At 46.3% G+C, this 16009-nt stretch carries 16 protein-coding genes; 11 read left to right on the top strand and 5 right to left on the bottom strand.

Features of this window, described 5'->3' with window-relative positions; genetic code table 11:
- Nucleotides 1-88 precede the first annotated feature (88 nt).
- On the top strand, nucleotides 89-334 hold the full coding sequence (locus MKY87_RS05755) for an HPr family phosphocarrier protein (RefSeq protein WP_036614658.1): 246 nt from the start codon (nucleotides 89-91) through the stop codon (nucleotides 332-334).
- Nucleotides 335-559: 225 nt separating this feature from the next.
- Nucleotides 560-853: a YlaN family protein gene (locus MKY87_RS05750; RefSeq protein WP_017687426.1), complete on the top strand. Its 294-nt coding sequence runs from the start codon at nucleotides 560-562 to the stop codon at nucleotides 851-853.
- A 185-nt stretch (nucleotides 854-1038) separates the two neighbouring features.
- Here MKY87_RS05750 and cax read toward each other — a convergent pair whose 3' ends face one another.
- A complete protein-coding gene (cax, locus tag MKY87_RS05745; RefSeq protein WP_062835373.1) occupies nucleotides 1039-2109 on the bottom strand; it encodes a calcium/proton exchanger in 1071 nt (356 codons plus the stop codon).
- 183 nt (nucleotides 2110-2292) lie between these two features.
- Between cax and MKY87_RS05740 the strand changes: the two genes are divergently transcribed.
- A complete protein-coding gene (locus MKY87_RS05740) occupies nucleotides 2293-2655 on the top strand; it encodes an Asp23/Gls24 family envelope stress response protein (RefSeq protein WP_017687428.1) in 363 nt (120 codons plus the stop codon).
- Nucleotides 2656-2785: 130 nt separating this feature from the next.
- On the opposite strand, the gene ftsW is transcribed toward MKY87_RS05740, so the two are convergent.
- A complete protein-coding gene (gene ftsW / locus MKY87_RS05735) occupies nucleotides 2786-4075 on the bottom strand; it encodes a putative lipid II flippase FtsW (protein WP_340963304.1) in 1290 nt (429 codons plus the stop codon).
- 13 nt (nucleotides 4076-4088) lie between these two features.
- On the bottom strand, nucleotides 4089-4436 hold the full coding sequence (locus tag MKY87_RS05730) for a YugN family protein (protein ID WP_105410384.1): 348 nt from the start codon (nucleotides 4434-4436) through the stop codon (nucleotides 4089-4091).
- 210 nt (nucleotides 4437-4646) lie between these two features.
- On the opposite strand from MKY87_RS05730, the gene MKY87_RS05725 reads away from it, so the two are divergent.
- From MKY87_RS05725 to MKY87_RS05690, 8 genes are all read left to right on the top strand, one after another.
- The gene (locus MKY87_RS05725; protein ID WP_340963297.1) at nucleotides 4647-5816 is read left to right on the top strand and encodes a M20 family metallopeptidase; all 1170 of its coding nucleotides are present in this window, start codon (nucleotides 4647-4649) and stop codon (nucleotides 5814-5816) included.
- Between the two features lie 192 nt (nucleotides 5817-6008).
- On the top strand, nucleotides 6009-7703 hold the full coding sequence (locus MKY87_RS05720) for a DNA repair helicase XPB (RefSeq protein WP_340963294.1): 1695 nt from the start codon (nucleotides 6009-6011) through the stop codon (nucleotides 7701-7703).
- A gap of 35 nt (nucleotides 7704-7738) precedes the next feature.
- The gene (locus MKY87_RS05715) at nucleotides 7739-9457 is read left to right on the top strand and encodes a helicase-associated domain-containing protein (protein ID WP_340963291.1); all 1719 of its coding nucleotides are present in this window, start codon (nucleotides 7739-7741) and stop codon (nucleotides 9455-9457) included.
- Between the two features lie 152 nt (nucleotides 9458-9609).
- Nucleotides 9610-10047, top strand: a complete 438-nt coding sequence (locus MKY87_RS05710; protein WP_036614642.1) for a YlbF family regulator — start codon at nucleotides 9610-9612, stop codon at nucleotides 10045-10047.
- A gap of 30 nt (nucleotides 10048-10077) precedes the next feature.
- A complete protein-coding gene (locus tag MKY87_RS05705) occupies nucleotides 10078-10341 on the top strand; it encodes a YlbG family protein (protein ID WP_026080981.1) in 264 nt (87 codons plus the stop codon).
- A 165-nt stretch (nucleotides 10342-10506) separates the two neighbouring features.
- Entirely contained in the window at nucleotides 10507-10944 is a 438-nt protein-coding gene (locus MKY87_RS05700; protein WP_017687436.1) for a hypothetical protein, read from the top strand.
- 132 nt (nucleotides 10945-11076) lie between these two features.
- On the top strand, nucleotides 11077-12000 hold the full coding sequence (locus MKY87_RS05695; protein ID WP_036614641.1) for a selenium metabolism-associated LysR family transcriptional regulator: 924 nt from the start codon (nucleotides 11077-11079) through the stop codon (nucleotides 11998-12000).
- Nucleotides 12001-12066: 66 nt separating this feature from the next.
- The gene (locus MKY87_RS05690; RefSeq protein ID WP_339782750.1) at nucleotides 12067-12936 is read left to right on the top strand and encodes a PHP domain-containing protein; all 870 of its coding nucleotides are present in this window, start codon (nucleotides 12067-12069) and stop codon (nucleotides 12934-12936) included.
- Between the two features lie 144 nt (nucleotides 12937-13080).
- Here the strand turns inward: MKY87_RS05690 and MKY87_RS05685 are convergent, their stop codons facing one another.
- Both MKY87_RS05685 and MKY87_RS05680 read right to left on the bottom strand, forming a co-directional pair.
- A complete protein-coding gene (locus MKY87_RS05685) occupies nucleotides 13081-13527 on the bottom strand; it encodes a GNAT family N-acetyltransferase (RefSeq protein ID WP_101313589.1) in 447 nt (148 codons plus the stop codon).
- 416 nt (nucleotides 13528-13943) lie between these two features.
- A complete protein-coding gene (locus tag MKY87_RS05680) occupies nucleotides 13944-15716 on the bottom strand; it encodes an Rqc2 family fibronectin-binding protein (RefSeq protein WP_339782752.1) in 1773 nt (590 codons plus the stop codon).
- Between the last annotated feature and the right edge of the window lie 293 nt (nucleotides 15717-16009).

The raw sequence follows: 16009 nt of genomic DNA, 5'->3' as shown, positions 1-16009 counted from the left end.
TTTTGCTGTTGCTAGGAAAGCGGATTCACGGTATCATGTAGTGGTAATTAATAGATGATACCAATAGTAAAAAGACGGAGGGATTCCTATGTCGAGTAATAATGCGGCTGTAGTGGAAATTGCTCAAACAGCAGGCAAGTTTACTTCTTCAATCGTGCTTCATTCGGAGAACAAGTATATCGATGTGAAAAGTATTCTCGGATTGTTTACAACGCTGATCAGCACGCACAGCTATGAACTGCATGTTCATGGTCCAGATGCAGTTGAAGCAAAAGCAGCCATGTCAGAAGTATTTGCCAAGCATGGACTGAATGTAAGCATCGCATCTGAGTAATAACTCTCAAGAAGCACCTTTGCCTTTTTAGGCAGGGGTGTTTTTTTGCATAGAATGCCCTGAATGCACATCTGGAGGTGACTGGAACAGGTGGATTAAGCTTCAACAGAAGGCTTAACTTTGCGGGCTTATTTTGGTCAGGTTCTTGTATTAGCTCTTCATTTCGTCTAATATTAGAGGTAGAACGTCTTTACGCGATTTTTGGGACATAGGGGGGAAAAATGCATGACTTCATCTGATCTGCAGGACCAGCTGAATTTGAAAGCGATCAGTCTTCTTCAAGAAGATGCAGATAAAATACAGAAGCTTATTGAAGTACAGATGGAGAATCTGGCTACCCGCTACTGCCCTCTCTATGAGGAAGTATTGGATACACAGATGTATGGGTTCTCCAAGGAAGTTGATTTTGCTGTTCGTGCAGGGCTCCTTCCAGAAGGTGCAGGTAAGCAGCTGGTTAGCGCGCTTGAGCGGAATTTGGCAATTCTATATGAAGCCTTGAACAAGAAGAATGAGCAATAGCCTGCAAATGCGCGGGTCAGAATAGAAGGCATGCAGGCGTTTATGCATGCTTTTTTTGTGCGTCTGAACGGGATGGGATGCAAGCCAGATCGAAGGCGTATACAAGCAAAGAGACAGCTCCAAATGTATATTTGGGCTGCCTCTTGTGGCTTGTTTATTTTAATGATGGCTACGTGAGGGCCTGGTTACACCAGGAAGAAGGATACACCGAGTATGATATATACCACGAGCAGGAGTAAACCTTCGTACCAATTCGTTGAACCATCTTGGGTAATGGACTTTGCAATAAATACGGATACGCCGATGGCGACCAGTTCAATCGTTGTAAATACGATATCCATGGTTCTGCCTGTGAAGTAGCTGACAAAAATCAGTACAGGAGCGACAAAGAGCGCAATCTGCAAGCTGCTGCCGACCGCAATTTCGACGGCGGCTCCAATTTTATTTTTCATGGCAAGCATGATGGCTGCACTGTGTTCGGCCGCATTACCGATGATGGCCACAAGGAATGCACCGACAAACAGTTCGCTAAGTCCAAATTCCGAAGTGAAGACTTCGAGCGTGCCCACCAGCCATTCACTGACAAAGGCAACCATGACCGTTGCGAGCACCAGGTAGAGAATAGATTTTTTCTTGGACCACGCCGGAGCATGCTCATGAGGTAGTTCTTCATCGCTATCCTCAGTGACGTCTGCAAGGTAGTTCTTATGAGTCACCATGGAGAATAGCAACCACGCAATGTACGCGAGAATGAGCAATCCGGCCACGATGAGGCTAAGTGTATTGGTGTCTTTCTGTGTAATGGAATGTGTATTGAGAAAGACTGCCGGTATAAACAGGGCAATGATGGCAACAATCATCAAGGAACCATTCAGACCTGCAAGTGAGACATTATAATTCTGAATTTTGAACTTGAGTCCTCCGGCAAAAATACTTAACCCGAGCACTAACAGCAGATTTCCAATGATGGAACCTGTCAGACTTGCTTTGACCATGTCGAACAGCCCCTCTTTGACGAGGAAAATGGCGATGATCAATTCGGCGGCATTGCCGAAGGTGGCATTCAAGAATCCACCCAGCCGCTGTCCGGCGTAGTGGGCAACATTTTCGGTGGCTTTGCCTAAAAAACCGGCCACAAAAATAACCGAAATGGCTGATATCACGAACTGTAGAATCGAATCCCATTTCAAGTAGTGGGCGATGGCACTGAGTGCAAAGAATGCAATCAGCAAAATGGATGAAATCCGGTTTCTCACAACAAACACCTCGGTTATAAATTATTTTGTTTTGAATTGCATGGTAAATCGCTTATGAGATTATTTTCATATTTCAATATAACCAAATGGTGGTAGGTTGTAAACGCATCTTTTTGAGTTTAATTTGCTTTTTGGGGTGGAAAGGATTTAAAATACGAGTAACGAAGTGAAGGAGGATGTGGCATGGCAGAACAACTTCAACTGGAGAGCGGAAACATCCGGATTGCCGATGACGTGGTTGCAAAAATTGCCGGAATGGCTGCAATGGAAACGCCCGGAATTGCCGCAATGTCTGGAGGATTGTCAGAGGGCTGGGCGAAGCGACTCAGCGGTAAAAACGTACAGAAAGGCGTGAGCGTTGAGGTCGGCCAGCTGGAAGCAGCCATTGACCTGCGCATCATCGTCCTGTACGAAACCCCGATTCATGAAGTTTCCCGTATGCTTCAGCAGAATGTAAGAGAAGCGGTAGAGACCATGACCGGATTACGCGTGGTTGAAGTCAATGTTAAGGTAGAAGGCGTATCTTTCAAAGGCGACGATCTGTAGAAATCGCAATCCGCAATGGAGGACAGAGATACATTGACCTGTTCTTCATCTTGATAGACAGAATTGTAAAACGAGTACACAGAAAAAGGCTGCGCATCCATTGGGTGCACAGCCTTTTTTGTGTTGTTTTTTATCGAATCCGACGGATGGATTCCCGTGAACGAAGAGCAGGAGAGGTACGAGTCTGTGTCTGTACAGTCACGGACTTGGTTTTCTCTTCCTTGATCACGTCCAGATTGTTGGTACGTGAGATACTGAGCAGAATGCCCATGGCAACCATCATCACAAAGAGTGAGGTACCCCCATAACTGATAAATGGAAGCGTAACCCCCGTCACTGGAATGGTCTGGGTTACACCACCGATGTTGATAAATGCCTGAATCGCGATCAGTCCCATGATGCCTATGCCGACCAATGTTCCGAATGGATCGGGACAGCGAAGAGAGACAATAATTCCTCGCCAGATGAAGTACAGGTAAACGAGCAAAAATAATGTACTTCCGATGAACCCAAGTTCTTCACCAATTACGGAGAAAATAAAGTCATTATACGCATTGGGCAAATAGTGCAGCTTCATCGTACCTTGTCCAATCCCGGAACCTGTCAAGCCGCCATCACCAATGGCAACAAGGGAACGGTATAGGTTAAGACTTCCGCCATTAATATCGGATAATGGATCAAGAAAAGCCTGAATACGTCCGATCTTGTAGTTCTGCTCCGCAGTCACTGCTGTTGTAGCGGTTGTTGTGTCGGAGGGAGACATGGAAGAAAACAGTGAATTCGCTCCGAACGCCAGTGCTCCACCGAGTACAACCAAGAGAATCGAACCCAGGATATGTTTCATACTGGCTCCCCCGGCATAGATCAAGAGACCACAGGTGGACACCAGAATGAAGGTGGTACCGAAGTCTGGTTGCAGCATGATCAGTCCTGCGATGAATCCAACGATGAACAAGACGGGAAAATAGCCTGTCTTGAATACCCTGAATTTCTCACCTTTTTTGGTTATGAGAGCAGAGAGATAGAGAATGATCGCAATTTTGGCGAATTCCGCAGGCTGAAGACTGAAACCGAAAATGCGAATCCAGCTTCGTGCACCGTTCAATACTGCACCTGTGACCAACACAATCACCAGCAGTACCGTAGTGAACAGGAAAAAGGGAGCATAGAGCTTTTTGTACTTGTTGAAACGGATGTTCATGGCAAAAAACATGCCAAATAGACCGATAATCGCCCACATAAGTTGTTTTTTCGTGAAGTAAAGGGCATCATTGTTAAATCTTTCGCTTGCGATTGCAATGCTGGAACTGGAGCTGAATACCATCACCAGTCCGAAGCCCACCAACAATAAAGTGAGGATTAGCAGTTGAAAATCCGGCGTGCCTCTCTTCGTTTTCGTTTGGGCCGTTTGTTGTTTCATCGTTTGGCCCAGCCTATGCTTCCAGCAGTTCTTTAAGCTGCTGTAATTTTTGGGCTGCCAGCTTCACGACTGGTTGCGGAACGGAAGAGTCATAATCCAGGCCGTGAGGGAAGGTGGCTTTGCCAAGGTACACTGCTTCAACAGCAAGAACGGTATCCGGTTTTTCCAATTTGCCTTCCACTGCGCGGGTATTAATGCGTACAAAGTATTCTGATTTGGTTTGTTCATCTTCAATTTTGTAGTCATATGTAGCACGGTAATATTCCCATTGCCACCGGACAAATCCGACTTTCTCGGCGCTCTCATCCAGGTATGCCAAGTCGCTCTTCAAGCCATCCAAGCCTGTATTCTCAAAAATCATAAGCGTTTGATCCTCCTCATAAGCTTCCGAGTATAATTTCTCGAGTATTTCTCTAGTTCATGATAGTATGTTTCCCCTTCCCGTGCAAGCTTTCCAAGGGTGTTTCGTATCGGTTTTCTTCCAATTCTGCTACAATATACAGCAATAGGTTTGAAGAGGCAGGTTCGGGCCTGATATAAGTCCCGTTCAAGATTGAAAGGGTGGAGAGACATGACTAATAATATATGGTGGGAAGATCTGCAGATCCACATGGTGGAATGGCGGCGTCACCTTCATCGCAATCCAGAGGTTTCCTTTCATGAGGAGAAGACATCCTCTTTTGTAGCGGATATGTTGGAGAGCTTTGGCGTTGAAGTGAGGCGTCATGTTGGTGGTCACGGGGTCATTGGTACAATCCGTGGGGACAAGCCGGGTCCTGTCGTCATGCTGCGAGCCGATATGGACGCTCTGCCAATTCAGGATGAGAAGAATATCGAGTATGCTTCACAACAAGCAGGAGCGATGCATGCATGCGGACATGATGGTCATATCTCCATCTTGCTCGGTACGGCATTGTATTTCAGCCGTCACAAGCAGGAGATTCGAGGCGAGATTCGCTTTTTGTTCCAACCAGCAGAAGAATTGCTTCCGGGCGGTGCAGTCCAGGTCATTGCGGATGGTGCGCTTGAAGGCGTGGATGTTATATACGGAATTCATCTGTGGACCCCGCTGCCTGTAGGTGTTGTTGCCAGTAAAGCAGGACCGATGATGGCGGCGGCGGACGATTTTTACATTGAGATCAAAGGTAAAGGTGGACATGGCGGGATGCCGCAATCCACGATAGATAGTCTTGTCGCGGGTTCTGCGCTTGTGATGCAGCTTCAGACCGTTGTCAGTCGTTCGGTGGATCCATTGCAACCCGCGGTGCTGACCATTGGTACAATGCAGGCGGGCTCGGCTCAGAATGTAATTGCAGAGCAATGCAAAATGAGCGGTACGGTAAGAACGTTTGATGAAGAGACCCGAAACGGGATGAAAGAGCGCGTGCTTACCATGGTAGCCCAGACAGGGGCGGCTTATGGGGCAGAGACGCAAGTGAAATATATTATGGGATATCCGCCTGTGGTGAATGATGAACAGGAGACAGCACGTTTCTTCAGAGAAGCTACAGAATTATTTGGGTCAGAACGAGTGCAATCTTCCCCCATGCTGATGCCAGCGGAAGATTTTGCGTATTATCTGCAGAAGGTCCCAGGGTGCTTTATGTTTGTTGGAGCAGGCAACCCGGATAAAAATGCGATCTATCCGCATCATCATCCGATGTTTGATTTTGATGAAGACGCGATGCAGACGGCCGTGAAATTATTTATCGCCATGGCCAAGGGTTACACAGCCGAATGACTTTAGATGCAGTTGGGCATCCTGTTCATACCAAGGTATGGGCAGGATGTTTTTTTTGTGGATTTTATTAGAGGTTGTTCAAAAAATCCACTTTTGGGTACTGAAAATCAGACTTTTTGAACTCGAAATTGTAGCGGTTCATTTTCGGAAGCTGCCGGAACTGGACTTTTTTGTGATAGGAGGAAGGCTCGAATGGAAGGAACAGAACGTATGGTAAGGACGGATGCTTGTATCGTTCAGCGAGATTTTACAGTTTTGCTGGAAGTTGGCCACCCCGGATTCGAAAGAGCAAGAGAGCAGCTTGGGATGTATTCAGAACTGGTTAAGACACCGGCAGCGTTTCATACCTACCGAATCACTCCGTTATCGCTCTGGAATGCGGCTGCGCTGGGATGGAATGCAGATCAGGTCATCGCAAGTCTGGAGCTGGTATCCCGCTGGAACGTGCCTGCTGCACTCATACAGGATGTTCGGAGAATCATGGATCAGTATGGCAAATTAAAGCTGCATTCCGAAGCAGATCACACCAGAATGCGCCTTTACAGCGAGGATGAGCGGTTGCTGGATGAATTAAGTGGATTGAAAACGATAGCTGCCTTTCGCATGGAACGCAAGGACGCTCATGAACTTCTGCTCCCAGGAGAACAGCGAGGGTTATTAAAAAGGGAATTAACACGATTGGGTTACCCCGTACTTGATTACGTGGGGTATCGGAAGGGAACCGAGCTTTCATTTGAATGGCGAACCAATGACCCAGGGGATCACTCTGAGCGATTTGCGCTGCGTTCTTACCAGAGAGAGGCCGTAGATGCATTTGAAGGCAGTGAGGGCATGGGAGGTAGCGGTCTACTCGTACTTCCTTGCGGGGCAGGCAAAACGGTCATTGGCATGGCCGTGCTGGAGCGGCTTCAATGTGAATGCCTTATTTTGACGTCCAATACAACGTCTGTGCGACAGTGGATTCAGGAAATTCAAGACAAAACCACGATTACCAGTGAACAGATTGGTGAGTATTCAGGTCAGAAAAAGCAGGTAAAACCTGTGACTGTAGCTACATATCAGATTCTTACACATCGGAAATCAAAGGATGCTGATTTTAACCACATTAAACTGCTCAGTGAGCGGCAATGGGGGCTGATCATATATGATGAAGTACATTTGCTGCCAGCACCGGTGTTTCGTGCAACTGCGGATATTCAAGCTACGCGAAGACTGGGATTAACGGCTACATTGGTTCGAGAGGATGGCTGTGAACAGGATGTTTTCTCGCTGATTGGTCCGAAGCTCTATGATATGCCGTGGAAACAACTGGAGCAGCAAGGGTGGATTGCTGATGTACAATGCCAAGAGATACGTATCCCATTCTCCCCGGAACTAAGATCGAATTATCTGCAAGCCGAGGTTAAGCACCAATTTCGATTGGCTGCCGAGAATCCGGCAAAGGTACGTGTGGTGAAGCGTTTGCTGGAACGTCATCGGGATTTACCTGCACTAGTAATAGGACAATATCTGGACCAACTGGAGTTGATTGCCCGGGAAATTGAAGCACCTCTGATCTCGGGAACCATGTCACAGCAGGAACGAATCAAATGGTTTTCCGCTTTTCGATGTGGAGAGATTAAAACGATTGTTGTATCCAAGGTTGCCAATTTTGCTGTGGATCTGCCCGATGCTGCTGTTGCGCTTGAGATATCCGGGAGTTTCGGGTCAAGGCAGGAAGAGGCACAGCGGTTGGGGAGAATTCTGAGACCAAAAGCTGGAGAAAACAAAGCCTATTTCTATGCGCTGGTATCAGAGGATAGTAAGGAACAGGAGTTTGCATTAAACCGTCAGATGTTCTTGGTGGAGCAGGGATATGAATATGCCATCGTTCATGAGAACGAATAGTCCATTTATACTCGCGCAAACAGGAGGGATTGGATATGTCTTTATTTGAACCAATAGATGAGCCTGTGGTACTGAACCTTGATTCATGGTCAAAGCTTACTTTGGTGGAACAAAAAGTGCTTGGTGCAATTTTTCACAAACATGCCGGTCAGCCTTTTTCCTCCCTCCTGCCGCGAGAACAGTGGGCCATCGAAGGACTAAGTGTGGCAGAAGCCAAATCTTCATTCGCCAACCTTAGGCAGCAAAGATGGATTGAATCTGTATATAAGAGTTGGGGGGAGCGATTATTCTATATACCTGCTTCGCTGATGGAGACATTGACGATTGCTTACGCACAAAGAGTGGGTATAACCGTTGAAAAGATGGCACAGCATGCTCATGTACTACAGGAAGGAAAGCCGGATCTCGCTGCAGAGTTGATTCATCTGATCGCTTGGATCGGAAGAGAAGGACTTCCTTTGACAGGTAAAGGTACGATACATAAGAGAATGGTTCAAAAATTAAGTGCAATAACAGTACTATCCGCTACAGATTTTGATGGTTTGGGCATCCAATATGAACATTCGGATTTGTATCCGATCCACGTAGCTATCCTTCTCGATCTACTGCTCAGTTTGAATCTGGTTCAGAAGTCAGATGGCCGAATTCAGATTGTAGATCATCGATTACAAAAATGGTTGAAGCTCTCGTGGAGACATATGCATCGGGAAATATATCAAGCGTGTATGGAAAGATACGGAGAAGCTGAACCCGTGTTGCAGCATTTCCGTTATCAATTGGCAGTGTTTGCTCCCGAAAAGAATATATGGTGCCATACAGAGAATTCGGAATTGATACCACGGGTCAGGGGCTGGCTCTACGCACTGGCTGGCTGGGGTTATGGTGAAGTAGGAGAAGATCAGTCCGGAGAGCTGGCATTCCGCTGGTTGATCGAACCACAGAGCCTGTTAAATCGGGAACATGAGATGGTAAGTGAGACGGAGCCGTGTGGATTCTATATCCAGCCTGATTTTGAAATGTTGGTGCCACCGGACGCAGGGCCTGATGTGATCTGGATGCTGGAGCAATGCGCAGAACGGGTGACGCGTGATCGAATGTCCATCTACCGTTTGACAAGAGAACGATTCATTTCGGCCTTAGCCAGAGGGTATGCATTACATGAAGTGATAGAGCTTCTGGATCAATATGCGCTGACAGGCATACCAGAGAATGTACGTATTGCGTTAGCAGATTGGGGCAAGGAGACGGATGCTGCACCGTTGACTGTAAATCGGAGTATGAAGGTAATGGAGGCAAGTACAGGCTCCGCAGATGATCCGAAGTTATTAGAAAAAGATATGTTGAGCGGTGTATATTCTTCTTTCTACACACCCGATAATCAAGGTCTGGTTGATGTCCCTGCTTCTCTGCATGGGTTGGAGCGTGACCATTCTGTCATTGAGAAAAAGTTCTCTCTGTTGGGATTTGAGGAGATACCGGAAACCTGGTACAAGGAGTGGCGTCGATATCATAGTTCAACCGCCCGACAGATTGCTGCCAAAGCCATTGAGTGGCAGACCAAGCTGGGGATACAACAGGAAAATCGTACGCAATACCTCATTCCACATCAGGTAGAGGGTCATGAACAATGGACTTTAAGCGGTTGGTGCATGTTGGATTCAAGTGAAAATACATCAGAGACGGAATGGCGTACATTCTCCCCGTCAGAGTGGAATACAATGCGTCTTATCCTGCCAGATGATGTCATAACCTGACTATTTCACGTGAATATCAGGTTGAAAGGCGAATTTTCGAGTTCCTCCTATTTCTAATTGCAGGAAAAACTCTTCTTAACTATTCATGGATATGCTATGATGAGGTAGTCTACGTTAAGTAGAACTTTATATATAGATAGGATGAATATTTCATGAGCGTAGCGGAAATGAACACGGTCGATATGGCCCAAGTGTTAACGGGCGCATATGAACTGGGCGACATGATTAACCAATCTGCCGAAGTATCGGATTATTTATATTGGAAGCAGCAAGTCGAGACTACCCCTGAGATTCAGATGGGGATTCGGAAGCTGAATGCCAAGAAGGAATTGTTTGAAGAAACACAGCGTTTCGGTCATTTTCACCCGGATTATCATGCAGCAAAAGACCAGGTGAAGGCTCTGGAACAGGAGTTGGAAAATTTCGAGGCGGTAATCCGCTTCAAACAGGCAGAGAAGTCCCTGGATGATATGTTATTCCAGATGTCAGAGACCATTGCATTTGCAGTGTCAACGACCATTAAGGTACCGAGCAATGATCCGAATCCGAAGGGCGGCTGCGGTAGTGGCGGCAAGTGTGGTTGCAGTTAAGTAATCATTATAGAAGGGCGGGGAACGATGATGTTTGCGGAAAGGACAGGATTCATTATTTGGGTCAGTGATTTGAAAGCTGCCCGTAATCTCGAAAAATATGGCACCGTGCATTATATCTCCCGCCGTATGCATTATGTAGTCATGTATGTTAATGCAGAACGGGCAGATGATACGATGAAAAATGTGAAGCGACTTTCCTATGTGCGCAAGATCGAACGCTCGTATCGTAATGAGATCAAAACCGAGTATGCCAGCAAAACGATGGACAAAACGAGCTTTTACGGAATATAGAAGAGAAACTGGAGGGACCCTTTGGGGTCGCTCTTTTCTTGAATTATACACAAATTGGCTATTGTGAAAAAAAGTTAAACTTACGCCTTGAGGTTGCGGGACTAATGTTGTAATATATTTGGTAATAAATAGATAGAAAGTCCTATCTGGTGGAGAGTGATTCCCATGCGTGATAAGGTGATGCAACGTTGGAGCACCTACGAGCCGTTTTTCGTGGCTCTTGGAGACAAGAAAGTGGCCGACATCGTCATTACCCATCATGCCAAGATGCGGTATGCAGACCGTATTGAGCCTGCACGTAGTGATGATGACCATATTGCGGCGTGGTTATGGGAGTGTCTGAAGCAGGACCGTATAACACCATACTACCGTAATGAACAGGACGTCTACCTGATTGATGAGGATCTGGTGGTGGTCGCCGAATTTTCCGAACTTGAAGGAGAATATGATATTGCGGGCAACCCGCTGCACAAAATGATTGTAGTTACGTTTCTGGGACGTATGTCGGAGACCATTGAATTAAGGGACCTGAAGTCATATTATTCATGGTTAAGACATTCAAGAAGAATGACGCTGGTCAAAAATAGCCGCAAGCATAAGTAAGCCTGAGTAGATTCAATATGTTGAAATCATAGATTCAAGGATTATCGCATGCAGACAAGCTGCATGCTTTTTTTGTTGCCAAGCGGGAAATCGGCTACAATGTAGAGAGTGTAATCGAAGAGGGGCGAAGATATGAATTTTCACCAATTGCATATTTTTTATACGGTAGCAGAGAAGGGGAGTTTCTCGGCGGCTGCACAAGCATTACATATGACTCAACCGGCAGTAACGATGCAGATTCAATCATTGGAGGACTATTTTGGCACCAAGTTATTGCATCGTTCCACCAAAAAAATAGAATTATCCGAGGCTGGCCGAACTTTATTACCTCATGCGAAACGGAGTGTAGAGTTGGTCAGACAGACGGACGAAGCGATGTCGGCGTTTACTCAGATGTTACAGGGCAGACTCCAGCTGGGAGCCAGCTTAACGATCGGGGAATATGTGCTTCCACGCATGCTCGGACCATTTGCACTTCAATATCCGGATATTTCAATTGTCATGAAAGTGATGAATACAACGCAAATTATGGATGATATATTAAAGCACCAGCTTAATTTTGGTCTGATTGAAGCGCCAGTGCACCACCCGGACATGATTGTGGAGCCTGTCATGCAGGACGAGCTGAAACTGATTGTACCTGCCGGACATGATTTGGCTAAGCGTAGCAAAGTGAATATTGAGGATGTAATGAATTATCCTTTTGTGCTGCGTGAGAAGGGCTCGGGTACTCGTCAGGTGATGGAAGACCAATTGCAAAAGAAAAAGATTGATCCACAAGATATGAATGTAGTGATGGAACTTGGCAGTACAGGAGCGGTAAAATCGGCCGTGGAGGCAGGGGTAGGTATTACGATGTTATCTCCTTCTTCGGTGCAGCATGAATTGGCTCTGGGACTCGTTCATATTGTGGATATCCGCGGACTCGAATTCAAAAGGCAGTTCTATGCCATCCATCTAAAATCGTCCTTGTTGCCCCTGTCAGCAGTCGCTTTCCTGAATTATCTGCGTCAGCAGGAGCAGCCTAAGTCGGTACATAAAACGGGGAAGGCATAATAGTTGGCAACATCAATGGTAGATAAGATTAAATCATAATCAATTTACACAAAGGAGCTGTTGATCATGGATCAGCGCCAAGGACGCTGTGATCTTCATACGCATAGTCAGGCTTCCGATGGAATGCAGCCACCTGCTGATAATGTGAAGCTTGCCAAACAAAAAGGGCTATCTGCGGTTGCCCTGACGGACCATGATACAGTAGCTGGTGTAGCGGAAGCACAGCAAGCGGGAAAAGAGTACGATATTGATGTTGTTGCCGGAGTGGAGATCAGCACCCGGGCTGGCGGCAAAGATATTCATGTACTGGGCTATTACGTTAATACGGAGGATGAGATATTCCTGCAACGGTTGGGCGGATTACGAGAAGCGCGAGATGAGCGGAATCATCTGATTATCGCCAAGCTGCAAGAACTCGGGCTTGATATAAGCTGGCAGGAGGTACTGGATGAGCTTGGACGACCGTTAGAGCCGGATGAGAGTATTGGCAGACCTCATATGGCCGATGTGCTGGTGAAAAAAGGCTACGCTGTTGACATGCGGGATGCATTTGATCAGTATCTTGCTGAAGGCAAGCCGGGCTTTATATCTGTACCCCGCGTTGCACCAGAGGATGCGTGTGAGTGGATCAGAGCCGCAGGTGGAGCCGCTGTGATTGCCCATCCGGGTCTCTATAACGATGATGAATTGGTGCGACGTATCATCGAAGACTCTCGTCCAGATGGCATTGAGGTGTTTCATTCGGACCATGGCCCGGAAGAGGAACGCAGGTATGGTAAGCTGGCCAAGGAATACGACCTCATTGAAACAGGTGGATCTGATTATCATGGTAAACGGCAAGGTGTTGTTTTCCACGGGGATCTTGGTAGCAAGACCGTAACGGTTGATGTGTTGGAAAGGCTGAAGGCAGCTGCTTCACAGCAAAGGGGAGAGTAAGCGAGACGTTGCAACGCTCTATCTGACTATAATAAATTCTGTATTACTGGATACATTTTAAGATCGAAGGAGTAAGAGACATGCAAGCATGATAGGGCTGAACGTTCATGTTTGCATGTCCCTTTTTTTTGTTCTGAAAATAGTCTATGTAATGGAATAGTTTACCCAAGCGCCACGTGTAGCCCCGAGACGTTCGAATAATTGCTGTGCCCGCTCATTGGTCACTGCTGTGATCCAAGACATATATGCACATCCATGGTCACGCGTATATTGCTGACAGTGTGCAAATAATTTGGCTTCTGCTTCGCCTTCTCTGAATGTTTCCGTAACAAATAGGTCATTCATGATGGCGACACGCTCTGCTTTCATCGTGCTGTATGTAAAGAACAGGGTAGAAAATCCGATAAGCTTCCCGTCCTCTTCTGCCACGAATTGAGCACCGATCTGCTGATTAAGCAGGTTGTTGATCAGAAGCTGGATGGATTGATCACCAGGCCAGGGGTTGTTGTAGAATCCCACCACATAGTCATGCATTAATGCCATCAGGGGTTTCAGATCATCAGGTTGAGTTTCTCTGATATGTATGGTCACGGTACACTTCCTTATCAGTAGTTTTATTCATTACAATTGAATTATTATACGTATAAATGAATTAATATTCAATAAAATGATAAATAAGCTTAGCTTCACATATTATTGAAACAAGTAATGTAATAACAAAAATCCCCTGAACCGTTAATGGTCAGGGGATTTTTCTATTGTTACTGTTACATCTATATAAGTTAAAATAATCATTTATACGATAACGGAGAGGACAGAAAAAACCTGAAAAAGCGGAGCTAAAAGCTTTCTGCAAGAAAGCTACTTCGGAAGCATAAGCTTCGCTTTTATCCCCGGATTTACCCTTGGAAAAGAGGATCAGAAAAATCTGGGGATAACAGCGATTGGAAGGTTGTCCTGTCATCGTAGTGTCAGTGTAAATAATCTTTAGTTCAACTTATATAGCCTTATCCATTTTTAATCGTGGATGGCAGACTTTTGATCAATTCATCATTTGGCGTGACAAACAAGGTCTTCTGATGATCATAGATCACAAAACCAGGCTTCGCACCACTTGGTTTGCGCACATGACGGATAAACGTGTAATCCACAGGCACACTGCTGGACTCCTTGGCCTGGCTGAAATAGGCAGCAAGCTGTGCTGCTTCTTCCAATGTAGCTTCACCAAAGTCCGTACTGCGAATAACGACATGTGAGCCTGGAATGTCTTTGGTATGCAGCCAGGTGTCGTTGGAAGAAGCGAGACGGTTGGTCACGTACTCATTCTGCAGGTTGTTTTTACCCACAAGAATATCAATTCCCTCCGAGGAGGTAAACTGGTGTACGGTCGGACGGTCGCTTTTCTTCTTCTTTTTACCCTTTTTGTTACGGTCACGCAGATATCCTTGCTGCACAAGCTCATCCCGTATTTCCTCAATATCGTTCATGGATGCAATGGATAGCTGCTGTAACAGGTTATCGAGATAGTCAATCTCGTCTTTGGTTTTGCCAAGCTGTTCATGAATGACAGCCAGACTGTTCTTGTATTTGTTATACCGCTTAAAATAGCGTTGTGCGTTGTCAGACGGCGTAAGCAGCGGATCAAGCTGAATGGTTATGTTGGCTTGGTCTTCATCGTAGAAGTTCACAAGCTCCACGCTCTTATCCCCTTTGTGGACCTGATGCAGGGAGGCAAACAGCAACTCACCCCATAGTCTGAACTTGTCAGCATCGTCCGCTTCCAGCAGATCCTTGTTCAGGTTGTCCAGCTTTTTGATGTTTTTGCTTCGCTCATTCTGCAGAAAACGGAGCAGATCACTTACTCTTTGTTTTACCGTGTCCCGTTCAGCCTTGTCTCCGTAGTAATCTTCCATGCACTTGCTCATCGTGTCATAGGTTTTCTCCAAGTCCTGAATGCTCTGAAGATGAACGGCCGAAAAAATCATTTTGCCTTTGGCGTTCAATCCGGTTACAGGCGTGTAGATATGATCTCTGACAGGTCCCATCACGGCTTCAAAAGCGTTCCAGAGTGCACCAGCCTCTACTCGGCTCTCACCCTCCGCCACAGCCTGAGTGCTCGCTGTGCCTTCAGCAGCAATCCCACGGGCTGCAATCTCTCCCGCGATCAGCGGACTAAGACCGCTAAAGGAGTTCACAAGCCAGCGTGATGCCTCTTCTTCAGCGGCATGATAGCTGTCCTCGAATGCTGCAAGGCTCACTTCGAGCGGATTACTTTTATGTTGTTCGGGTGGGGCAGTATACGAGAATCCGGGCATAATTACCCGGTAGCTGCTGATGGACGGAGTTACATGATGAATACCATCCAGAATTGTTCCTGTTACAGGATCAAGCAAAATAATATTACTGTGACGCCCCATCAATTCAATGATGATCCGTTTAACCGAAACATCCCCCAGTTCGTCGCGCTGGCGCACATTGATGTGGATAATACGCTCCATGCCAATCTGACGGATCTCCTCAATGATTGCACCTTCACAGTGCTTGCGGAGCAGCATGCAGAACATGGGTGCTTCCGTAGGGTTAAGGAATGTCTTTTCCGTAAAATGCACACGGGGATAGGTTGGGCTTGCCGAAACAAGCAATTTACTATTTCCGCGCTGAGCACGCAGTGTGAGAACTACGTCATGGCCATTCGGCTGATGGATTTTGCTGATACGTCCACCAATGCAGCCTTGCAGTTCATGAACAATGGCCCGTGTTACGATGCCGTCCAATGCCATTTTTTCCACTTCCTCTCTCTATCGAGCATCTGCATTTATCATGGCAAATGCTTCATCTATATAACTTAAACGTGCAACCAGGTATGTAAAAAAAACAAGGACTGGCTGCAGATTCTTCGTTGCTTTCCTGTTGAACGCTGGAATTGGTACTGCGCAGAACATCGCAGACTTTTATTTTAGCCTATTCTGTCCATCAGGGAAAGGATTCACCTTCCGGGTGCTAATCACAGACCTGTCCGAATACATATAGAGCAGGTAGTTTGTCCGGCATAGTGTACAGCCTGTCGACCAGC

The sequence above is a fragment of the Paenibacillus sp. FSL R7-0198 genome (genome assembly GCF_038000415.1).
In the GTDB taxonomy this organism is placed as follows: domain Bacteria; phylum Bacillota; class Bacilli; order Paenibacillales; family Paenibacillaceae; genus Paenibacillus.
This window is presented reverse-complemented; position numbering and strand designations above follow the sequence as displayed.